At 71.2% G+C, this 21,779-nt stretch carries 21 protein-coding genes and 1 tRNA gene; 21 read left to right on the plus strand and 1 reads right to left on the minus strand.

Features of this window, described 5'->3' with window-relative positions:
* The first annotated feature begins 6 nt into the window (after positions 1-6).
* From BLT44_RS09520 to BLT44_RS09610, 20 genes are all read left to right on the plus strand, one after another.
* Complete coding sequence (locus tag BLT44_RS09520) at positions 7-2,139, plus strand: primosomal protein N' family DNA-binding protein (protein ID WP_074690169.1); 2,133 nt, start codon at positions 7-9, stop codon at positions 2,137-2,139.
* Positions 2,140-2,219: 80 nt separating this feature from the next.
* Entirely contained in the window at positions 2,220-3,155 is a 936-nt protein-coding gene (locus BLT44_RS09525; RefSeq protein ID WP_010157333.1) for a methionyl-tRNA formyltransferase, read from the plus strand.
* Positions 3,152-4,654 carry an RsmB/NOP family class I SAM-dependent RNA methyltransferase gene (locus tag BLT44_RS09530; protein ID WP_083351990.1) on the plus strand — a complete coding sequence of 501 codons (1,503 nt, stop codon included), beginning with the start codon at positions 3,152-3,154 and terminating at the stop codon, positions 4,652-4,654. The genes BLT44_RS09525 and BLT44_RS09530 overlap by 4 nt, the downstream gene beginning before the upstream one ends.
* A 103-nt stretch (positions 4,655-4,757) precedes the next feature.
* Positions 4,758-6,128, plus strand: a complete 1,371-nt coding sequence (locus tag BLT44_RS09535; RefSeq protein WP_010157331.1) for an MFS transporter — start codon at positions 4,758-4,760, stop codon at positions 6,126-6,128.
* Positions 6,106-6,801 (plus strand): ribulose-phosphate 3-epimerase, encoded by a 696-nt coding sequence (rpe, locus tag BLT44_RS09540; protein WP_050803131.1) that lies wholly within the window; start codon positions 6,106-6,108, stop codon positions 6,799-6,801. Before BLT44_RS09535 ends, rpe begins: the two co-directional genes overlap by 23 nt.
* Before the next feature lie 55 nt (positions 6,802-6,856).
* Positions 6,857-7,120, plus strand: coding sequence for a phosphoribosyl-ATP diphosphatase (locus BLT44_RS09545; RefSeq protein ID WP_010157329.1), 264 nt, complete (start codon positions 6,857-6,859; stop codon positions 7,118-7,120).
* Between the two features lie 92 nt (positions 7,121-7,212).
* Positions 7,213-8,055 (plus strand): ATP phosphoribosyltransferase, encoded by an 843-nt coding sequence (hisG, locus tag BLT44_RS09550; RefSeq protein WP_010157328.1) that lies wholly within the window; start codon positions 7,213-7,215, stop codon positions 8,053-8,055.
* Between the two features lie 11 nt (positions 8,056-8,066).
* Entirely contained in the window at positions 8,067-8,852 is a 786-nt protein-coding gene (gene hisF / locus BLT44_RS09555) for an imidazole glycerol phosphate synthase subunit HisF (protein ID WP_010157327.1), read from the plus strand.
* Entirely contained in the window at positions 8,849-9,247 is a 399-nt protein-coding gene (gene hisI, locus BLT44_RS09560) for a phosphoribosyl-AMP cyclohydrolase (RefSeq protein ID WP_010157326.1), read from the plus strand. The genes hisF and hisI overlap by 4 nt, the downstream gene beginning before the upstream one ends.
* 51 nt (positions 9,248-9,298) lie before the next feature.
* A complete protein-coding gene (locus tag BLT44_RS09565) occupies positions 9,299-10,933 on the plus strand; it encodes an anthranilate synthase component I (RefSeq protein WP_010157325.1) in 1,635 nt (544 codons plus the stop codon).
* Complete coding sequence (locus BLT44_RS09570; protein WP_010157324.1) at positions 10,923-11,576, plus strand: Trp biosynthesis-associated membrane protein; 654 nt, start codon at positions 10,923-10,925, stop codon at positions 11,574-11,576. The genes BLT44_RS09565 and BLT44_RS09570 overlap by 11 nt, the downstream gene beginning before the upstream one ends.
* 102 nt (positions 11,577-11,678) lie before the next feature.
* The gene (locus BLT44_RS09575; protein WP_010157323.1) at positions 11,679-11,912 is read left to right on the plus strand and encodes a DUF6704 family protein; all 234 of its coding nucleotides are present in this window, start codon (positions 11,679-11,681) and stop codon (positions 11,910-11,912) included.
* A gap of 1 nt (position 11,913) precedes the next feature.
* Positions 11,914-12,684, plus strand: coding sequence for an indole-3-glycerol phosphate synthase TrpC (gene trpC, locus BLT44_RS09580; protein WP_010157322.1), 771 nt, complete (start codon positions 11,914-11,916; stop codon positions 12,682-12,684).
* A gap of 25 nt (positions 12,685-12,709) precedes the next feature.
* Positions 12,710-13,951 carry a tryptophan synthase subunit beta gene (trpB, locus tag BLT44_RS09585; protein WP_010157321.1) on the plus strand — a complete coding sequence of 414 codons (1,242 nt, stop codon included), beginning with the start codon at positions 12,710-12,712 and terminating at the stop codon, positions 13,949-13,951.
* Positions 13,948-14,742, plus strand: coding sequence for a tryptophan synthase subunit alpha (gene trpA / locus BLT44_RS09590; protein WP_010157320.1), 795 nt, complete (start codon positions 13,948-13,950; stop codon positions 14,740-14,742). The genes trpB and trpA overlap by 4 nt, the downstream gene beginning before the upstream one ends.
* Before the next feature lie 84 nt (positions 14,743-14,826).
* Positions 14,827-15,831: a prolipoprotein diacylglyceryl transferase gene (gene lgt, locus BLT44_RS09595; RefSeq protein WP_010157319.1), complete on the plus strand. Its 1,005-nt coding sequence runs from the start codon at positions 14,827-14,829 to the stop codon at positions 15,829-15,831.
* Positions 15,832-15,848: 17 nt separating this feature from the next.
* The gene (gene pyk, locus BLT44_RS09600) at positions 15,849-17,324 is read left to right on the plus strand and encodes a pyruvate kinase (RefSeq protein ID WP_010157318.1); all 1,476 of its coding nucleotides are present in this window, start codon (positions 15,849-15,851) and stop codon (positions 17,322-17,324) included.
* Between the two features lie 81 nt (positions 17,325-17,405).
* Positions 17,406-17,487: transfer RNA gene (locus BLT44_RS09605), tRNA-Leu, on the plus strand.
* A 184-nt stretch (positions 17,488-17,671) separates the two neighbouring features.
* Positions 17,672-17,833 carry a hypothetical protein gene (locus BLT44_RS15605; protein ID WP_155819106.1) on the plus strand — a complete coding sequence of 54 codons (162 nt, stop codon included), beginning with the start codon at positions 17,672-17,674 and terminating at the stop codon, positions 17,831-17,833.
* Between the two features lie 36 nt (positions 17,834-17,869).
* On the plus strand, positions 17,870-18,481 hold the full coding sequence (locus tag BLT44_RS09610; protein WP_010157317.1) for an ANTAR domain-containing response regulator: 612 nt from the start codon (positions 17,870-17,872) through the stop codon (positions 18,479-18,481).
* A gap of 61 nt (positions 18,482-18,542) precedes the next feature.
* On the opposite strand, the gene BLT44_RS09615 is transcribed toward BLT44_RS09610, so the two are convergent.
* Positions 18,543-19,001 carry a hotdog fold thioesterase gene (locus BLT44_RS09615; protein WP_010157316.1) on the minus strand — a complete coding sequence of 153 codons (459 nt, stop codon included), beginning with the start codon at positions 18,999-19,001 and terminating at the stop codon, positions 18,543-18,545.
* A gap of 114 nt (positions 19,002-19,115) precedes the next feature.
* Here BLT44_RS09615 and polA point away from each other — a divergent pair, with 114 nt between their 5' ends.
* Positions 19,116-21,743, plus strand: a complete 2,628-nt coding sequence (polA, locus tag BLT44_RS09620; protein ID WP_010157315.1) for a DNA polymerase I — start codon at positions 19,116-19,118, stop codon at positions 21,741-21,743.
* Positions 21,744-21,779 lie beyond the last annotated feature (36 nt).

Consider the following 21,779-nt stretch of genomic DNA (forward strand, 5'->3'; position numbering starts at 1 on the left):
CGCGGCATGCCCGATCCGAGCGCGCCCGCCTCGCCGTTCGCAGCCGCCGAGGCCGCGAACGGGCGCCCCGTCGCGAAGATCCTCCTCGACTCGGCGCTTCCGCAGCTCGACCACCTGTTCGATTACGCGATACCGCCCGAGCTCGCGGACGACATCCGCGTCGGTCAGCGCGTCCGCGTGCCGTTCCGCTCGAAGGAGCGGAAGACGTTCGGATACGTGATCGGGTTCGCCGAGCGCAGCGACTTCGGCGGGGAGCTCTCGCCCGTCGCCGACATCGTGACGCTCGTCCCGCTGCTCTCGGCTCCGGTGTGGCGCCTCGCACGGGCGGTCGCCGACCGGGCGGGCGGCTCGGCCGGCGACATCCTCCGCCTCGCGATTCCCGCGCGCCAGGTGCGCGTCGAGAAGCAGCACCTCGCCGCGGCCGCCGCACGGCAGCAGTCGGATGAGGCGGAGGCGGAGGCTGCACCGGAGGTTTCGGAGGCTGCGCCGGAGGCTTCGGAGGCTGCACCGGGGGCGGAGATCGCACCTGAGCCGGACACCGCACCGGAGGCTTCGGAGGCACCGCAGGAGGGCGCCGAAGCCGACATCGCCGCGCAGCTCGTCGCCGGATCCCGGCTCGCGCTCACGGCCTCCCACGGACCCGACCGCCTGCACACCGGCGAATGGGTCGGCGGCTGGGCCGCGCAACTGGCGCGCATCGCGCTCGCAGTGCACGCTCTCGGACGCAGCGCGATCCTCATCGCCCCCGACTACCGCGACCTCGATCAGCTGCGCGACGCGCTCGCAGCGCTCGGGCACGACGACATCGTGCGCGTCGACTCCCGTCAGTCGAACGCCGAGCGCTACGCCGGGTTCCTCCGCGCGCGAGACCTCGAACCGCGCATCATCCTCGGCAACCGGTCGGCGGTCTACGCGCCGGCCCACGCGCTCGGCGCGATCATCCTCTGGGACGACGGCGACCCCGTGCTCGCCGAGCCGCTCTCGCCGTACGTGCACGCTCGCGACGCCGCACTCGTGCGCGCCGAGCAGGAGACCGCGGGGCTCTTCTTCGCTGCGCACGCGCGCAGCGCCGAGGTGCAGCGCCTCGTCGACCTCGGCTACGTGCGAGCGCAGCGCAACCCGCCCCGCCGGGCGCGGGTCGTGCACGCCGATGCGTCGCTCGCCCCCGACGCCTTCGCGGGCCGCGTGCCCGAATTCGCGGCGCGAACGATCCGGGAGGGGCTGCGCACCGGGCCGGTGCTCGTGCAGGTCGCCACGCCCGGCTACGCGCCCGTCGCCGTCTGCGAGGACTGCGGCGACCTCGCCCGGTGCGGCTTCTGCAACGGGCCGATCGGCTTCCGCGTGATCGGCCGCGCCTCGTGCAGATGGTGCGGCGAGTACGCGAGCGACTGGCACTGCCGCACCTGCGACGGCACCCGCCTCGTCGAACGCGGCATGGGCTCCGGGCGCACCGTCGAGCAGTTCGAACGGCAGTTCGAGGGGGCGCGTGTGCTGCTCAGCGATGGCGAGCACCCGCGCGAGCGCGTCGACGCCCGGCCCGCGATCGTGGTCGCCACCCGCGGCGCCGAACCGCTCGCTGCGGGCGGTTACCGGGCGGTGGTGCTGCTCGATGCCGAGCGCCTGCTGAGCATCGAGACGCTCCGCGCGGGGGAGGACTGCCTGCGCTGGTGGGAGAACGCCGCGGCGCTGACCGCGCCCGACGGCATCTGCCTGATGGCGTCCGGAGGCGGACCGGTGGTGCGGGCCTTCGTCACGGGGCGGGTGGAGGAGTGGCTGCACGACGAGCTGCGCGACCGCCACGCCCTGAGATACCCGCCGGCCGTACGGGTGGCGAGTGTCAGCGGCGGGCCCGACGAGGTCGAACGTGCACTGCAGCAGCTCGCATCGATCCCCGGAGTCGATCACCTCGGCCCCACGCCGCTGCCATCGGGTGGCCCCACGCGCGCCCCGACCGGTCTCGTGCGCGCGATCGTGCGGTTCGACTACGGCCACGGAGCGGAGGTCGCGAGCCGCCTCCGCGGCGCGCTCGTCGCCGACGCGGCCGGATCGGCGTCGCGTGCGCGCGGCCGGGGGCCGGGCCGCGCCCGGCCCGAGGCCCTGAAGCTCCGCTTCGACGACCGGGGCGTCTTCGACGGGTGACGCGGTCCCGGCCGCGTTCCCGCCGGGCGAGTGGCGGTCCCACGCGCCGGCGCGGGGCCGGCGCGTGGGAGAATGGCGGGATGCGGATCGTCTTTGCCGGAACCCCCGAGTTCGCCGTACCCAGTCTTGCAGCGCTCCGCGCCGCGGGCCACGAGATCGCGGGTGTGATCACTCGCGAGGACGCGCCGCTCGGGCGCAAGCGCGTGCTGACCCCGTCGCCCGTGGCCGTCGCCGCCGAAGCGCTCCGCATTCCGGTGCTCCGCGCGAACCGGCTCGATGAGGCCGCAACGGAGTGGGTGCGGGGGCTCGGCGCCGACCTCGGCGTCATCGTGGCCTACGGCGGGCTCGTGCGCGAGCCGCTCCTGAGCCTGCCGGAGCTCGGCTGGATCAACCTCCACTTCTCGGAACTGCCCCGGTGGCGGGGTGCGGCTCCGGTGCAGCGGGCGCTCGAAGCCGGCGAGCAGCGCCTCGGGGTCACCGTGTTCCGCCTGGTCGAAGCGCTCGACGCCGGCGACGTGCTGGCGCGGGACGCGCGCGAGTTCGCAGCGGGCACCACCGCGGGGGAGGCGCTGACCGAGCTCGCGTCGTTCGGTACGACGGCTCTTGCGCGCGCCGTGGCGGCCCTCGCCGAGAACCCCGGGGCAGGTGAGGCGCAGCACGGCGAGGCGACCTACGCGCGGAAGCTCTCCCGAGACGACGGCCGACTGCGGCTGGACGGCGACAGCCGCGCGGTGCTCGCGCAGTGGGCCGGCATGACCCCGGAGCCCGGAGCGTACGCGCTGCACGAGGATGCCCCGTTGAAGGTGCTCGAACTGCGCGCGGCACCGGTGGGCGCAAGTGTCGCAGACGCGGGCGCGGTCGACGGGGTCGGCGCGGTATCGCTGCAGGACGGCCGGGCGATGCTCGCGCTGCGCGACGGCGCCCTCGAACTCGTGCGCGTGCAACCGGCCGGGAAGCCGGCGATGGACGGCGCGGCCTGGTTGCGCGGGCGCGGCGGAAGCGCGGTGCTCGCATGAGCGGGGGCGCTCGCATGAGCGGCGGTGCGCGCGGCAGCGGCGGCGGGCAGCGCCGCACCGGCGGGGGGCAGCGCCGCACTGGCGGTGGCGGTGGCGGCCGGATCTCGCCGGCCCGTCTCGTGGCGTACGAGGTGCTGCAGGATGTCGAGGAGCGCGATTCGTACGCGAACCTCGCGCTGCCCGGGCGCATCCGAGATGCGGGGCTCGACGCCCGCGATGCCGGCCTCGCCACCGAGCTCGCGGCCGGAGCGCTGCGCTGGCGCGGTCGGTACGACCGCATCATCGAACTGGCCGCGGGGCGCGAGATCGAGCGCATCGACGCGCGCACGCGCACGGTGCTGCGGTTGGGCGCGCATCAGCTGCTCGGCATGCGCACGGCCGCGCACGCCGCGGTGAACGAGAGCGTCGAGCTGCAGCGGCGCGTGGGCAACCGCGCGGCAGCCGGCTTCGTGAACGGGGTGCTGCGGAGCATCGGCCGCGCATCGAACGACGAGTGGGACGCGCGGATCGCCGACGCCGCGACGAGCGCGAACGACGCGCGCGCGGCACTCGCGTCGCACCCGACGTGGATCATCCGGGCCCTGCAGGATGCGCTGCGCGCGGAGGGGCGGGAGGCCGAGCTGGACGCACTGCTCGCTGCCGACAACGACGCCCCGCGCGTCAGCCTCGCGATCCTGCCCGGCGCCGGCGTCACCGTCGCGGAGGCGGCGATGGCCGCAGCCGAGTCGGGTGCGACCGCGACCGGCCCCTCCCCGCTCGGAGTGGAGATCGGCGCGGGCGATCCCGCGCGTGCGATCGCAGTCAGCGGTGCCCGACCCGGCTACGCGCGCGTGCAGGATCAGGGATCGCAGCTCGCCGCGCTGGCCCTCACGCGGGTGCGTCCGGTGCGCCGCGGGGAGCGGTGGCTCGACCTCTGCGCCGGCCCGGGAGGCAAGACGGCGGTGCTCGGCGCGGAGGCGCTCGCTGCGGGGGCGCGCGTGCGCGCGAACGAGGTCTCCGAGCATCGCGCTGAGCTGGTGCGGAGGTCGGTGAGCGGCGTCGCGGACGCCGTCGAGGTGGTCTCCTACGACGGCAGGGGCGACGAGGCCTACGGCGGGCAGACGTTCGACCGCATTCTCGTGGACGCCCCGTGCTCCGGCCTCGGCGCGCTGCGCCGCCGCCCCGAGGCGCGCTGGCGCAAGCAGCCGTCCGATCTCCCCGAGCTGACCCGCCTGCAGGCGGAGCTGCTGCGGCAGGCGACCGCGCACCTGGCGCCGGGGGGAGTGCTCGCCTACGTCACCTGCTCGCCGCACCTCGCGGAGACCCGCGTCACGCTGGATCGCCTGCTCCGAGACCACCCCGAGCTGCGCGAGATCGACGCGCGAGCGGTGGTGGGCGAGGTCGCGCGCTCGGAGATCGATCTCGCCGGCGCGTCGCTGAGCGTGCAGCTCTGGCCCCACCGGCACGGCACCGACGCGATGTTCATCGCGCTCGTGGAACGGCGGGCGACCGGCGCCTAGTCTGGTGGATGTCGGAGGCCGGGCTTACCCTGTCAGCATGGACGAACATCCCGGGTCGGAGCCGGCGCCGCCTCCGATCGCACCGACGCCTCCGCCGGGAGGAATGCGCACCTTCCTGCACGTGCTCGTGAACACCGCGGTGGCCAACCTCACCACGAACTTCCTCTGGTTCGCCGTCGTGTTCTGGGTGTACCTCGAGACGCGCAGCATTCTCGCGACGGGTGTGCTCGGCGCGGTCTACATGATCCTCATCGCCGTGTGCTCGATGTGGTTCGGATCGCTCGTCGACCGCATGCGCAAGCAGCGGGTCATGCTCGTCTCCGCCACCGCGTCGCTCGTGGCGTTCGTCACGGGGTGCGTGATCTTCTTCGGCGTACCGCAGAGCGAGCTGCTCCGGCTCGATCGCCCCTGGTTCTGGCTGTTCACGCTCATCGTGCTCGCGGGGTGCGTCGTCGAGCTGCTGCGCAACCTCGCGCTGGCGACGACCGTGACCCTGCTCGTACCGACCGAGCGGCACGCCAACGCGAACGGGCTCGTCGGCACAGTGCAGGGCCTCGCGTTCATCGCCACGAGCGTCTTCAGCGGGCTCTCGGTGGGACTGCTCGGGATGGGCGGCACCATCATCATCGCCACCGTGTTCGTGGGCGCGCCGATCCTCCATCTGCTCGCGCTCCGCATCCCGGAGCCCGAGATCGTGCACGATCCGACCCGAAGCGCAGTCGACTTCCGCGGCGGAATGGCCGCGATGCTCACGGTCCCCGGTCTGATCGCCCTCGTGTTCTTCTCGACGCTCAACAACCTCTCCGGCGGCGTGTTCATGGCGCTGCTCGACCCGTACGGGCTCGAACTGTTCTCTGTCGAGGTGTGGGGCATCGTGTTCGGCATCGCCTCGACGGGATTCATCGTCGGCGGCGCCGTCGTCGCGAAGTGGGGGCTCGGGAAGAACCCGATCCGCACGATGCTCGTGCTCGCCGGGCTGCTCGGCGTGCTCGGCATGGTGTTCACGCTGCGCGACTGGCCGTGGCTGTTCATCGCCGGAATCTGGCTCTTCATGGCGATGATGCCCGCGGTGGAGGCGGCGGAGCAGACCGTCATCCAGAAGGTCGTGCCGTTCGAGAAGCAGGGGCGTGTCTTCGGGCTCGCGATGACCTTCGAGGCGGCCGCGGCGCCGATCACCTCGCTGCTGATCGCCCCCATCGCGGAGTTCTGGGTCGTGCCGTACATGGAGCAGCCCGCCGGAGCCGCGCAGTGGGGCTGGCTGCTCGGGGAGGGGGAGAGCCGCGGCATCGCGCTCATCTTCGTGTGGGCCGGAGCGGCGATGGTGCTGGTCGCCGCTGGCGCCTTCGGCACGCGCGCATACCGGGTGCTCTCCCGAAGCTTCGCCGCTGCGCCCGCCGCGCCCGCGCCCGCGCCCGCGGCACCCGCGCCTGCGGAGCCGGCCCCGGCGTCCGATGAGACCTCCCCGACGCCGTAGGCTGTCCTCCGTGACCGAGCAGCGCATCAACCCGAGCATCCTGTCCGCCGACTTCGTCAACCTGCAGTCCGAACTCGAGGCGATCCGCACCGCCGACCTCGTGCACGTCGACGTCATGGACAACCACTTCGTGCCGAACCTCACCATGGGCCCGCCCATCGTCGAGCGCATCCAGGCGGTCTCGCCGGTGCCGCTCGACGTCCACCTCATGATCGCCGACGCCGACCGCTGGGCGCCCGGTTACGCCGAACTCGGCGCCTACTCCGTGACGTTCCACGCCGAGGCTGCGGCCGACCCCGTCGCCGTGGCGCGAGCCCTCCGCGAACGCGGCGCGCGCGCCGGCATCGCGCTCAAGCCGGGCACGGCCGCTGAACCGTACCTCGACCTGCTGCCCGAATTCGATCAGGTGCTCGTGATGACGGTCGAGCCCGGCTTCGGCGGGCAGGCCTTCATGCCCGACATGATGCCGAAACTGCGCCGCTTCGCCGAGGCGCGGGCTCGGCACGGGCTCGACGTCTGGCTGCAGGTCGACGGCGGCATCACCGCCGACACGATCGGCATCGCGGCCGAGGCGGGAGCCGACACCTTCGTCGCGGGCTCCGCCGTCTACTCGGGAGTGCCCGAGGATCGCATCGCCGACCTCCGGCGGGCGGCCGCGGCGCACGCGCACTGAGCCGGCCGGCGCCCCCGCGATCCGGAGCCCGCGCGAAACCCGCTAGGCTGTTCACGTGAAATCGTTCGAAGCGCTCTTCTCCGAGCTCAGCGAGAAGGCCGCCGCGCGCCCCGCGGGCAGCGACACGGTCGCCCGCCTCGACGCGGGCGTGCACACGATCGGCAAGAAGATCGTCGAAGAGGCCGCCGAGGTGTGGATGGCCGCCGAGCACGAATCCGACGAGGCGTGCGCGGAGGAGATCAGCCAGCTGCTCTACCACCTGCAGGTGCTCATGCTCGCGAAGGGCATGACGCTCGAAGACGTCTACGCGCATCTGTAGCATCGGCGCGCCGGTCTCCCCGCGCGTCGATGCTCGCCGCTGATCTCACTCACTGGCCGGCTGCCCGGCCGCACGGAAGGACTTCCCGCACCATGCTCCGCATCGCCGTTCCCAACAAGGGATCGCTCTCCGACACCGCCGCCGAGATGCTGGCCGAAGCCGGCTACTCGGGCCGCCGCGACAGCCGCAAGCTCGTGCACACCGACGCCCGCAACCAGGTGGAATTCTTCTACCTGCGCCCGAAGGACATCGCGACGTACGTCGGTTCGGGCGCCCTCGACGTCGGCATCACGGGCCGCGATCTGCTGCTCGACTCCGGCTCGGCGGCGCGCGAGATTGCGGCGCTCGACTTCGGCGACTCCACCTTCCGATTCGCAGCCCCGGCGGGGAGCGGCTTCGCCGAACTCGCCGACCTCTCAGGCAAGCGCGTCGCAACGAGCTACCCCAAGCTCGTCGACGACTTCCTCCGCGCCCGCGGCGTCGAGGCCGAGCACGTGAAGCTTGACGGCGCAGTGGAATCGGCTGTGCAGCTCGGCGTCGCCGATGCCGTGGCCGATGTCGTGTCGACCGGCGCCACCCTCCGCGCGGCGGGCCTCGAGATCTTCGGCCCGGTCATCCTCGAATCGACTGCGGTGCTCATCGGCGGGCCCAACTCGCACCCCGACATCGACCGGCTGCTGCGACGCCTGCAAGGCGTGCTTGTGGCGCGCAAGTACGTGCTCATGGACTACGACCTCCCGGTCGAGCAGCTCGAGGCGGCGTCACGGATCGCCGGCGGCATGGAGTCGCCCACCGTATCTCCGCTGCACGACGAGCGCTGGGTCGCGGTGCGCGTCATGGTGCCCGCCGACGACGCGAACGAGATCATGGACCGTCTCTACGACCTGGGCGCCCGCGCGATCCTCGTGACCGCGATTCACGCGGCGCGGCTCTGAGGGGGAGCGGCATGTCGATCGCAACCCGCGTCATCCCCTGCCTCGACGTGTCGGGCGGGCGCGTCGTCAAAGGCGTCAACTTCCTGAATCTGCGCGACGCCGGCGACCCGGTCGAGCTCGCGGCGAGATACGCCGCCCAGGGGGCGGATGAGCTGACCTTCCTCGACGTCACCGCGACGGTCGACGACCGCTCGACCACGTACGACGTCGTGCGCCGCACCGCGGAGCAGGTGTTCATCCCGCTGACGGTGGGCGGCGGCGTGCGCGGGCCGGAGGACGTCGCGAGACTCCTCGGCGTCGGCGCCGACAAGATCGGGATCAACAGCGGTGCGATCGCGCGTCCCGCGGTGATCGGCGAGATCGCCGACCGGTTCGGCGCCCAGGTGCTCGTGCTCTCCCTCGACGTGAAGCGCAGTCCGCGCACGCCGTCGGGCTTCGTCGTCACCACGCACGGAGGCAAGCGCGAGACGGACCTCGATGCGCTGGAGTGGTGCCGCGAGGCGGTCGAGCGGGGCGCCGGCGAGCTGCTCGTGAACTCGATGGACGCGGACGGCACGCTCGCGGGGTTCGACCTGGAGCTCACGGCCCTCGTCCGCGAGGTCTCGCCGGTGCCGATCATCGCGTCGGGCGGCGCGGGGCGCCTGGAGCACTTCGCGCCCGCAGTCGACGCGGGCGCCGACGCGGTGCTCGCAGCCTCGGTCTTCCACGATGGCACGTTCACGATCGGCGAGGTCAAGTCGGCGCTCGCCGAGGCGGGCTGCAGCGTGCGGACCGCCGTCGCGGGGGCGGAGTCGTGAGCGGCGTCGACCCGGTTCCGAGCGAACTCGCGAGCGGCCCCGATCCGGTTCCGAGCGAACTCGTATTCGCGAGCGACGGCCTGCTGCCCGCGATCATCCAGGACGACGATTCCGGGGACGTGCTGATGCTCGCCTGGATGGATCGAGAGGCGGTGCGCCGCACGCTCACCACGGGTCGGGTCACGTTCTGGTCGCGGTCGCGCCAGGAGTACTGGAGGAAGGGCGACACCTCGGGCCACCGCCAGTACGTGCGCGGCGTGCGGATGGACTGCGATGGGGACACGCTCCTCGTGCGGGTCGTGCAGATCGGGGCTGCGTGCCACACCGGCACCCGCACCTGCTTCACCGGCCGCGAGGTCGCGGCGCTCGTCGGGGATCCCGACGCGGACGCCTGACGCCGCCCGGCGGCGCAGGTCCGCGTCGGCGGTCCGCGATAGGCTGATGCGGTGAGCCTGACCACCACGCGCGCCGCGTTCGACGCCGCGCTCGCCTCCCACGCTGTGATCCCCGTCTGCCGCGAGATCTTCGCGGACGCCGACACGCCCGTCGGCATCTACCGGAAGGTCGCCGGGTCGCGGCCCGGCACATTCCTGCTGGAATCGGCGGAGCAGGGCGGGGTGTGGACGCGGTTCAGCTTCGTCGGGGCCGGAAGCTTCGGGGTGCTCGGGGAGCGAGACGGTGCGGCGCACTGGTCTCCCGATCCTGCGTTCGACGTCTCCGCCGAGCGTCTGCTGCCCGGGGGCGTCGACTCCCTGGCGCCGGTGGCCGCGCTCAGCGCGCTGTACGAGCGGTGGCGGTCGCCGCAGGTGGCCGGGCTTCCGCCGCTCGCGAGCGGATTCGTCGGCTATCTCGGCTGGGAGACGGTGCGCCAGTTCGAGAAGCTCGACGGAGCCCCCGCGGTCGGATCGGGCCTCCCGACGCAGGGGCTCAGCTTCGTCTCGGAGCTCGTCGTCATCGATCACCGCGAGGGCAGCGTCGTGCTGCTCGCGAACGTGCTCAACGACGCCGCCCTCGACGGTGCCGCCCTCGACGACGCCGCGACCAACGATCTCGCGGCCGGCGATGCAGCGTCCGTCGATGTCGCGGCCGTCGAGGCGGCGGACGCGCAGTGGGCCCGCGCGCAGGCTCGCCTCGACGCGCTGCAGGCGGCGCTCTCCGCGCCCGAGCCGTCTCCGCTGAGCTCGGTCGATCGCGCAGCGACGGCGCAGCCGCACCGGTTGACGAGCACGCCGGAGTTCCTGGCGACCGTCGAGACCGCGAAGCGCTACATCGTCGACGGCGACATCTTCCAGGTGGTGCCATCGCAGCGCTTCGACCAGGAGTGCGCCGCGGATCCGCTCGACGTGTACCGGGTGCTCCGCCATCTGAACCCGAGCCCGTACCTCTACCTGCTGCAGCTCGAAGACGCAGCGGGCGAGCCGTTCTCGGTCGTGGGGTCGAGCCCCGAGGCGCTGGTGACGGTTCAGGAGAGCGGGCACGTGCTGACGCACCCGATCGCGGGGTCGCGGCCGCGCGGGGCGAGCATCGAGGAGGATCAGCAGCACGAGCGCGATCTGCTCGCCGACGAGAAGGAGCGGGCCGAGCATCTCATGCTCGTCGATCTCGCGCGGAACGACCTGCTGCGGGTCTGCGAGCCGGGCTCCGTCGAGGTGACGGAGTTCATGCGCATCGAGCGCTTCAGCCACATCATGCACATCGTGTCGAGCGTCGAGGGTCGGAAGCGCGCTGACGCGAACCCCATCGACGTGTTCCGCGCGACCTTCCCGGCGGGCACGCTCTCGGGGGCGCCGAAGCCGCGCGCGCTGCAGATCATCGACGAGCTCGAGCCGGTGCAGCGGGGCGTCTATGGGGGCGTCGTCGGGTACTTCGGGCTCGGGGGAGCCGCGGATCTCGCCATCGCGATCCGCACCGCGACGATCAAGAACGGCGTCGCGATGGTGCAGGCGGGGGCCGGGGTGGTCGCCGACTCCGTACCGGAGACCGAGGATGCGGAGTGCCGCAGCAAGGCGGCAGCTCCGCTGCGGGCGATCGCCATCGCGAACACGCTCCGCACGCTCGGGGAGACCGTCGATGCGTCGTAAACCGCTCACCATCGCCGGCGTCGCGCTGACGGGCGCGCTTGGGCTGCTCGCCGGATCGCAGACGTGGATCTCCTTCATGCTCGACGGCACGCACAGCCTCGAGACCGTCGCCGGTCACGAGGTGAACGCCGCCGTGTCGCCGATCTCCATCGCGATCGTCGCTGCAGCCCTCGCTCTCACCATCGCCGGCCCGGTCTTCCGGCGCGCGCTCGGCGTGCTGGTCGTGCTGCTCGGCGCGGGCCTGGCGGCGCTCACGATCAGCGTGCTCGTCGCGCCGCTCGCCGCGATCACCGGCACGATCACCGACCTCACGGGCATCTCGGGCGACGCCACCACGTCGCTCGTCCTGTGGAGCAGCATGTCGCCGTGGGCGTGGGTGTGCGTGGCGGCCGGCGTGCTGGCCGCGCTCCTGGGGCTCGTCGTCGCCCTGCTCGGCGGAGCGTGGGCCTCGGGGGGCCGCAAGTACGGCGCAGCGGCGAACGCCGCCGGGAGCGCCGCGGATTCGGATGCTCCGGATCGGATCTCGGATTGGGATGCGCTCTCGGAGGGCGACGACCCGAGCGACGCCGGCGACGACCGCGGCGACGGCGACGGCGACCGTCGCGGCGACTTCGGCGACCGAGAGGGCGACGCCGGCCGGTGACGGCGATCGCGCGGCATCCCTCGGGAGCGCGGGCGCGGGTGCCCGAACGCCGTCGAGAATTCCGCTAGTCTTGAACCGTCGAAATCTGTTCAGAGGAGATTCATGAGTACCCAGCACGGAGACCCCGGCCACGGCGATTCGCCGGCGGCATGGACAGCGGTCGTGGTGATGCTGATCGGCATCGCCGCCGGCACCGTCTTCTTCTTCCTTGACATGCCCGTCCTCGTATGGGCGTGCGTGGGAGTCGTCGTCGTCGGCGCACTGCTCGGGTGGATCCTCTCGAAGGCCGGATACGGTGTGAACGGACCGAAGTTCACCCCTCCCGCGCACGACTGACGTGCTCGAAGATCTTCTCGCCGGATCGCTCGAGGACGCCGCGTCGCGTCGTCAGCAGCGTCCCTACTCCGTCGTCGAGGCCGAGGCCCTCGCGGCGCGGCCGGCCCTCGATGCGCTCGCGGCCCTCGCGCCGGCCGAGCACATGAAGGTGATCGCCGAGGTGAAGCGCGCGAGCCCGTCGCGAGGCGACCTCGCGGCGATCGCGCAGCCGCAGGAGCTCGCCACGCAGTACGAGGCGGGCGGCGCGAGCGCGGTGAGCGTGCTCACCGAGGAGCGCAAGTTCAAGGGCTCGCTCGCAGATCTCGAGGCGGTGCGCAAGGCGATCAGCATCCCGGTGCTGCGCAAGGACTTCATCGGCGACGAGTACCAGGTGCTCGAGGCCCGGGCCGCGGGCGCGGACCTGGTGCTGCTCATCGTCGCCGCGCTGCCGCAGGAACGCCTGGTGCGGCTCCACGACGTCATCCGCGAGCTCGGCATGACCCCTCTCGTCGAGGCGCACAGCGCCGAGGAGGTGGCCCGCGCCGTCGATCTCGGAGCGCAGCTCGTCGGCGTCAACGCGCGCGACCTGCGCACGTTCGAGCTCGATCGGGACCTCTTCGGAAACGTGGCGGATCAGATCCCCGCGGGCGTGATCCGCGTCGCCGAGTCGGCGGTGCTGAGCGTCGCCGATGTGGAGCACTACCGGGAAGCCGGCGCCGACGCGGTGCTCGTGGGCGAGGCGCTCGTGACGAACGATCCCATCGCGACGCTGCAGACGTACCTGAACGTCTGAGCGTCACCAGCTGAAAAGGACACCCGTGACCGAATCGACCCCCGTCGTCACTAGCCTGCGCGATCAGCACGGCCCCTTCTTCGGGGAGTTCGGCGGGCGCTTCATGCCCGAGTCGCTGATCGCCGCCATCGACGAGCTCACCGAGGCGTACGCCGCCGCGCAGGCCGACCCGGCGTTCCGCGCCGAGCTCGCCGAGCTGCTGCTCACCTACGCGGGGCGCCCGTCACCCATCACGGAGGTGCCGCGGTTCGCCGAGCACGCGGGCGGCGCGCGCGTGTTCCTGAAGCGCGAGGATCTGAACCACACGGGCTCGCACAAGATCAACAACGTGCTGGGCCAGGCACTGCTCACCAAGCGCCTCGGCAAGACGCGGGTGATCGCAGAGACCGGCGCCGGCCAGCACGGCGTCGCGACGGCGACCGCGGCGGCGCTGTTCGGTCTCGAATGCACGGTGTACATGGGCGAGGTCGACACCGAGCGGCAGGCGCTGAACGTGGCCCGCATGCGGCTGCTCGGCGCCGACGTGGTGCCCGTGCGCACCGGCTCGCGCACGCTGAAGGACGCCATCAACGAGGCCTACCGCGACTGGGTCGCGAGCGTGGATCGCACGAACTACATCTTCGGCACCGCCGCCGGCCCGCACCCGTTCCCGGCGATGGTGCGCGACTTCCAGAAGGTCATCTCCGAGGAGGCCCGGGCGCAGCTGCTCGACCGCATCGGCCGGCTCCCCGACGCGGTCGTCGCGTGCGTGGGCGGCGGCTCGAACGCGATCGGCATGTTCGACGCGTTCCTCGACGACGCAGACGTGCGCCTCTACGGCGTCGAGGCGGCCGGCGACGGCGTCGACACCGACCAGCACGCGGCCTCGATCGAACGCGGGCGGCCCGGCGTGCTGCACGGCGCGCGGACCTACGTGCTGCAGAACGAGGACGGCCAGACCGTCGAGTCGCACTCGATCTCCGCCGGGCTCGACTACCCCGGCGTGGGGCCCGAGCACGCCTGGCTCTCCGACATCGGTCGGGCGACCTACATCCCGGCGACCGACGATGAGGCGATGCAGGCGCTCAAGCTGCTGAGCCGCACGGAGGGCATCATTCCCGCCATCGAGTCGGCGCACGCACTGGCGGGCGCCCAGCGGATCGGGCGGGAGCTCGGCCCCGATGGCGTCGTGCTCGTGAGCCTCTCGGGTCGGGGCGACAAGGACATGGCGACTGCCGGCCGGTACTTCGGTCTGCTTCCCGAGGACGGACCGGAGGTCGACGGATGACGCAGCAGGCTTCGAGCGTTGCCGAGGTGATCCGCGCGGCGAAGCGCGACCGGCGGGGCGCACTCGTCGGGTACCTGCCGGTGGGGTTCCCCGATCTCGACACGAGCGTCGAGGCGGCCATCGCGATGGCGCGCAGCGGGGCGGACGTCCTGGAGTTCGGCGTGCCCTACTCCGATCCGGTGATGGACGGCGCCGTGATCCAGGAGGCGACCCAGACGGCGCTCGCCGGGGGCTTCCGGCTCGCCCATGTCTTCGAGGCGGTGCGCCGCGTGCGCGAGGCCGTCGATGTGCCGGTGCTCGTGATGACGTACTGGAACCCCGTCGTGCAGTACGGCGTCGATGCGTTCGCGCGCGACCTCGCCGCAGCCGGGGGAGCCGGACTCATCACTCCCGACATCACGCCGGACTCCGCCGACGAGTGGATCGCGGCGAGCGAGGCGCACGGTCTCGACCGGGTGTTCCTCGCGGCTCCGAGCTCGACGGATGAGCGGCTCGCGCTCGTGAGCCGTTCGAGCACCGGGTTCGTGTACACGGTCTCGACGATGGGCATCACGGGGGAGCGCGCCGAACTCGACGCCGCGGCACGGGGATTGACCGGTCGCCTGCGCGAGCAGGGCGCGGAGCTCGCGTGCGTCGGCATCGGGATCTCGACCGCCGATCAGGTCGCCGCCGCGCTCGAGTACGCCGACGGCGCCATCGTCGGCACCGCGTTCGTGCGTGCGCTCCGCGACGGCGGCGTGGAGCGGCTCGCGGAGACCGTGGCGAGCATCGCGCAGGGCACCGCGCGCTAAGATTGTCCCGTCCGCCGCGCGGTGCAGCCGCGCGGTACCCACCCAGAGTCCTGCGGCGCGAGGCCGTCGGCGAAAGAGGAGTGAATGATTCTCCCGTTGAGCATTCCGAGCCCCGAGCTGCAGTATCTCCAGCTCGGGCCGTTCCGGATCTACTTCTACGCGCTGTGCATCATCGTCGGCATCATCGCGGCCGGCATCTGGACCGCGCGGCGGCTGGGGCGGCGCGGCGGCGAGCGGGGCGCGGTCTTCGACTTCCTCGTCTGGTCCCTCGTGCTCGGCATCCTGGGCGCTCGTCTGTACCACGTCGTCACGCACTGGGGCGACTACTTCGGTCCCGGCAAGAACCCGCTCGAGATCTTCGCCTTCTGGAACGGCGGCATCGCGATCTTCGGCGCGCTGATCGGCGGCGCGGTCGGCGTGCTCATCGCATCGCGCATCACCGGCATCCGCTTCTGGTCGTTCGCCGACGCCCTCGTGCCCGGTCTGCTCCTCGCGCAGGCCGTCGGCCGCCTCGGCAACTGGTTCAACCACGAGCTCTTCGGCGGCCCCACTACGCTGCCCTGGGGGCTCGAGATCGAGTCGACCAACGCCGCGTTCCCGATCGGCCTGCCCGAGGGCACGCTCTTCCACCCGACGTTCCTCTACGAGGCGCTGTGGAACCTCCTCGGCATCGTGGTGCTGCTCGCGATCGAGCGGAAGTGGCGCCCGCGCTGGGGCACGTTCTTCGCGCTGTACCTCGTCTGGTACGGCATCGGGCGCGTCTTCACGGAGTCGCTGCGCGTGGATCCGAGCCTGCTCTTCTTCGGCGTGCGCACCAACGTGCTGGCAGCGGTGCTCGCCGTCGTCGCGGGCATCGTGCTGTTCGTGCTGCGCCGTCGCCGGCATGTCGGCCTCGAGAACAGCGTGTACCTGCCCGGGCGCCGCCACCCCGGCGACACGGTGCTCGTCGACACCGCCGATGCGAACGAGTTCTACCACGTGATCGATCGCGGTGACGCGCACGGATCGGCGGCGGACGCCGACGACGACGACGCGCGCGCAGCGAGTCAGGCGCCCGCGGGCGACGCCGAGCCCAGCAAGACCCACTAACCGAAGGAGCACGCTGCATGCGTCACGCGAAGATCGTCGCCACATGGGGACCCGCCGTTTCCAGCTATGACCACACGCTCGCGCTGATCCAGGCCGGCGTGAACGTTGCTCGGCTCAACATGTCCCACGGCACGTACAACGTGCACGAGGGGATCTATCGCAACATTCGACGCGCGGAGGCGGAGGTGGGCCGGCCCATCGCGGTGCTCGCCGATCTCCAGGGGCCGAAGATCCGGCTCGGGGTGTTCGAGGACGGCCCGTACGCCCTCTCCGTGGGCGACGAGTTCGCGATCACGACGCGAGACATCGTCGGGGACCGCACGATCGGCGGCACGACCCACAAGGGGCTGCCGGGCGACGTGAACCCGGGGGATCCGCTGCTCATCGATGACGGCAAGGTCACGCTCCGGGCGGTGCGGGTCACCGAGGACACGGTGCACACCGTCGTCGAGGTGCCGGGCTCGATCTCGAACAACAAGGGCATCAACCTCCCGGGCGTCGCGGTCAACGTGCCCGCCCTCTCCGACAAGGACGAGGAGGATCTGCGCTGGGCGCTCGCCCTGGGCGTGGACTACATCGCCCTCTCGTTCGTGCGCGATGCCGCCGACATCGACCGGGTGCACGAGATCATGGACGAGACGGGCGTGCGCCTGCCCGTGATCGCCAAGATCGAGAAGCCGCAGGCTGCGGAGCGGCTGGAGGAGATCGTCGCCGCGTTCGACGGCATCATGGTCGCCCGCGGCGATCTCGGCGTCGAGCTGCCGCTCGAGCAGGTGCCGCTGGTGCAGACCGAGGCCGTGGCGATCGCCCGCCGGAACGCGAAGCCCGTCATCGTCGCGACGCAGGTGCTCGAGTCGATGATCGAGAACCCCCGCCCGACGCGTGCGGAGGCCTCCGACTGCGCGAACGCCGTGCTCGACGGTGCGGATGCCGTGATGCTCTCGGGTGAGACGAGCGTCGGGGCGTATCCGATCGAGGCCGTCGCGACGATGGCGCGGATCATCGAGGCGACCGAGGATCACGCGCTCGAGCGCATCGAGCCGCTCGGAGCCGCACCGCGCACCCAGGGCGGCGTGCTGACGCTGGCGGCCTCCGACGTCGCGGACTTCGTCGGTGCTCGCTACATCTGCGTCTTCACGGAATCGGGAGACACCGTGCGGCGCATGTCGCGTCTGCGCCGTCCGATGCCGATCATCGGCTTCACCCCTGATCCCGACACGCGGCGCCGGATGGAGCTGACCTGGGGGGCGCGCAGCTACGAGGTGCCGCGCGTCGACAGCACGGATGAGATGTTCGTCCAGGTCGACAAGGTGCTGCTCGAGCACTCGCGCGTCGAGGTGGGCGAGAAGGTCGTCATCATCGCAGGATCGCCTCCCGGAGTGGTGGGCACCACGAACACGCTGCGGATCCACCGGATCGGCGAGGCGACGGGTCTCCTTCCCGAGGCGGGCCCGAGGAAGTTCACGAAGGGCGCCGAGGCGTCCGAGGCCTGACCGGCACGAGGCGGCGATGCGCCCGCGTCCGCAGGGGCGCGTCCCGTGCGGAGCGCCCCCTGCGGTAGGGTGGGGGAGTTCGCCGAATTGGTGGAATTGGCAGACACGGCGCACTCAAAATGCGTTGCCGAAAGGCGTGCGGGTTCAAGTCCCGCATTCGGCACGAACATGGAGCCCCCGTCTCCTCGCAGTACGCGAGGGAGCGGGGGCTTCGTCGTGGTCGGCCCGCAGACTAGGCCCGTGGACGCTCGGCGGCTAGCCCCTGGCGGCTCGCGTCCGCCCCGTGCACACTGGTGATCCACGCAGCGCTTCCGGCGGCTGCATTCCACGTCTTGGAGGAGGACACCATGTCGATGAACAACACGAGCGCGAACCCCGAGGGCGAAGAGGGTCGCGCGCCGCTCTCCCAGCCCGCCGGCGAGGACGACCTGCTGGTGCAGCACGGGCATCCGGAGGCGCCCGAGTTCGGCGAGGACGACGCCGAAGAGCCCGTCGCGAATCTCGAGTAGCGTCGGATATCCCCAGAGAGAATGTCGTAAGCTGGAATGGTGAATGACCAGAGCACTGCACCGAGCGCTCCGCGACGCGTAGTCGTCGCGGAAGACGAATCCCTGATCCGTCTCGACATCGTCGAGACCCTGCGCGACAACGGCTTCGAAGTGGTCGGCGAAGCGGGAGACGGCGAGACCGCGGTGAAGCTCGTCGAAGAACTGCGACCCGACCTCGTCGTGATGGACGTGAAGATGCCGCAGCTCGACGGCATCTCCGCTGCAGAGCGCATCAACAAGACGCACCTCGCACCGGTGGTCCTGCTGACCGCCTTCAGCCAGCGCGAGCTGGTCGAGCGCGCGAGCGAGGCGGGCGCTCTCGCCTACGTCGTCAAGCCGTTCACCCCGGCCGACCTGATTCCCGCCATCGAGATCGCCCTCTCGCGCTTCCAGCAGATCGTCGCCCTCGAGAGCGAGGTCGCCGATCTCGCGGAGCGGTTCGAGACCCGCAAGCTGGTGGACCGCGCCAAGGGCATCCTCAACGACAAGATGGGTCTGAGCGAGCCCGAGGCGTTCCGCTGGATCCAGAAGGCGTCGATGGACCGCCGACTGACGATGCAGGACGTCGCGAAGACCATCATCGATCAGCTGGGGCCGAAGAAGGACTAGTCGCGCCCCCGGTCGTCGAACGCCCCGGATCCGCTGTCGCGGTCCGGGGCGTTCGCCGTTGTCAGGAGGCCGATGGGGGCGCCGCCCGCTTGTAGAAGTTCGTGATGCGCACGGTCGAGCAGCGCCGCCCGCGCTCGTCGGACACGACGATCTCGTGCACGGCGATGCTGAAGCCCAGTTTGATCGGGGTGCAGACGCCCGTGACCGTCCCGTCGACGGCCGAGCCGGTGTGCGTCGCGTTGATGTCGAGGCCGACGGCCACGCAACCCGCCGGGGCGTGGTAGTTCGCGTGCATCGAGCCCAGGGTTTCCCCGAGCACCACGTACGCGCCGCCGTGCAGCAGCATGACGGGCTGCGTATTGCCCGCCACCGGCATGGTCGCCACTGCGCGCTCTGCGGTGAACTCGGTCATCTCGATGCCCATGCGGTCGGCGAGGGCGCCGAGACCCCGCTCGCGGATGTAGGCGAGGCCGTCCTCGGGCTTCGGTGCGGATGCGGCTGAGGCTGCGGGACTGGTCATCGGTGCCTTTCGTCGATCGGCGACACGCGCGAGCCCGCTGCGACCGCGACCGCCCTGGGGAATGTCGGCGGCGGATTGTAGGCTGGGCACGTGTCGAACACTCAGCCTACCCTCATGGTCATCGACGGCCACTCGCTCGCCTTCCGCGCCTTCTACGCGCTCCCGGTCGACAGCTTCCAGACGCAGTCGGGCCAGCATACGAATGCGATCCACGGCTTCATCGCGATGCTGATCAATCTGCTCGGCAATGAGCGGCCCGACGCCCTGGCGGTGGCCTTCGACATCTCGCGGCACTCGTTCCGCACCGAGGAGTATCCCGAGTACAAGGGCACACGCGGCGAGACGCCGCCCGAGTTCAAGGGTCAGATCCCGCTGCTGCAGGATGCGCTGCATGCGATGGGCATCCGCACCATCGAGAAGGAGAACTACGAGGCGGACGACATTCTCGCAACCCTCGCGACGCGCGCGTCGGAGCAGGGGTACCGCGTGCTCGTCGTCAGCGGCGACCGCGACACGATCCAGCTCGTCGACGATCGCGTGACCCTCCTGTATCCGTCGAAGCAGGGGGTGAGCGAGCTCACCCGCTACGACGCGGCGAAGGTGATGGAGCGCTACGGCATCCGTCCCGAGCAGTACCCCGAGATCGCGGCCCTCGTCGGCGAGACGAGCGACAATCTGCCGGGCATTCCGCGCGTGGGCGAGAAGACCGCCGTCAAGTGGATCAATCAGTTCGGCTCGCTCGAGGAGATTCTGCGCAGGCAGGACGAGGTCGGCAGGAAGGTGGGGGAGAGCCTCCGCGAGCACGCGCATCTGGCGGAGCGCAACCGCAGACTGAATCGTCTCGTGCGAGATGTCGACCTCGGCATCGAGCTCGACGAGCTCAAGCGCGGTGAGATCGACATGGGTGCCGTGCAGGAGATCTTCGCGAAGCTCGAGTTCCGCACGCTGCTGCAGCGCGTCGGGAAGCTCGCGGGCGCCGAGGTTCCCGCGGCCGGAGGGGTATCGGCGCCCGCGGCGTCGCTCGCACCCGAGCGCCCGACTCCGAAGAACCTCATCGACGAAGAGCTGGCCGACTGGCTCGCGAAGCACGAGTCGCCCGCGGTGCTGATCCGCGAAGTGGGCGACGCCTTCGACGTCGGGATCGCCACGGCTGAGAGCTCGGTCCGGTTCGATTGGCAGCCCGGGGGCCGCGATTACACGCTGTTCGAGCAGTGGTTGGCCTCGGACGCGCCGAAGGTCTTCTACGACGCGAAGCAGCAGCTCGCCCTCGCGCGTCGCGCGGGAGCGGTGATCGGGGGCATCGCCGGCGACGTGCTGCTCGCCACGTGGGTGCTGCGTCCGTCGAACGCTGAGAAGAGCCTCGCCGATGCGGTGTTCCGGTACCTCGGCGAGCAGGTGCCCGAGGGCGATCCGAACCAGCTCGTCCCCGAGGAGGGCAGCGTGGCCGACGCGGCGACGCTCGCGTGGTACGCGGTGCGCACGCACGCGGCGGCGGTCGACCGGTTCGAGTCGCGCTCGGGGGAGATCTACCGGCAGATCGAACTTCCCCTGGTGCCCGTGCTCGATGCGCTGGAGACGCGCGGGGTGCAGGTCGACGGGCCGCTGTTCGAGGCGCACCACGCCGAACTCACCGAGCGCGTCGCCCAACTGCAGCAGGCGGCGTTCGACGCGATCGGGCACGAGGTCAACCTGTCGTCGCCGAAGCAGCTCCAGGAGGTGCTGTTCGACGAGCTCGACATGCCGAAGACGCGGAAGACGCAGCGCGGGTACACCACCGATGCGGCGGCACTCGCCGACCTGCAGGCGAAGCAGCCGCACCCCTTCCTCGACGCACTGCTCGGGCACCGGGACGCGAACAAGCTGCGGCAGATGATCGAGACGCTGATCAAGTCGGTGCGCCCCGATGGGCGCATCCACACCACGTTCGTGCAGACGGGGTCGAGCACCGGGCGGCTGGCGTCGACCGACCCGAATCTGCAGAACATCCCGGTGCGCTCCGAAGAGGGACGCCGTATCCGCGAGGGCTTCATCCACGCGGGTGAGTTCGAGACCCTGATGACGGCGGACTACTCGCAGATCGAGATGCGCATCATGGCGCACCTCTCGGGAGACGCCGGGCTCATTCAGGCGTTCAACGAGGGGGAGGACCTGCACCGCTTCGTGGGATCGCGCATCTTCGGCGTCGAACCCGCCGAGGTGACGAACGAGATGCGATCCAAGGTGAAGGCGATGTCGTACGGCCTCGCCTACGGCCTCTCGGCGTTCGGACTCTCGAAGCAGCTCAACATCAGCTCGGCGGAGGCAAAGCAGCTGATGACCGACTACTTTGAGCGGTTCGGCGGCGTGCGCGACTACCTCCGCTCCGTCGTCGACCAGGCCAAGCGCGACATGTTCACCGAGACGATCTACGGTCGTCGGCGTCCCTTCCCCGATCTCGCGAGCCCGAATCGCGTGCTGCGGGAGAACGCCGAGCGAGCCGCGCTGAACGCCCCGATCCAGGGCTCCGCAGCCGACATCATCAAGCGCGCCATGATCCGCGTCGAGCACCGCATCGCCGAGGCGCAGCTCTCCTCCCGCATGCTCCTGCAGATCCACGACGAACTCATGTTCGAAGTGGCGCCCGGCGAATGGGACGCGCTCGAGTCGATCGTCCGCGAGGAGATGGCCGGCGCTGCAGAGCTCACCGTACCGCTCGAGGTGCAGGTCGGGCACGGACCGAACTGGAACGCGGCCGCCCACTGACCGCGGAAGCAGATTCCGGGAGCGACGCTCGTTCGC

This window comes from Leucobacter chromiiresistens, assembly GCF_900102345.1.
GTDB lineage: Bacteria > Actinomycetota > Actinomycetes > Actinomycetales > Microbacteriaceae > Leucobacter > Leucobacter chromiiresistens.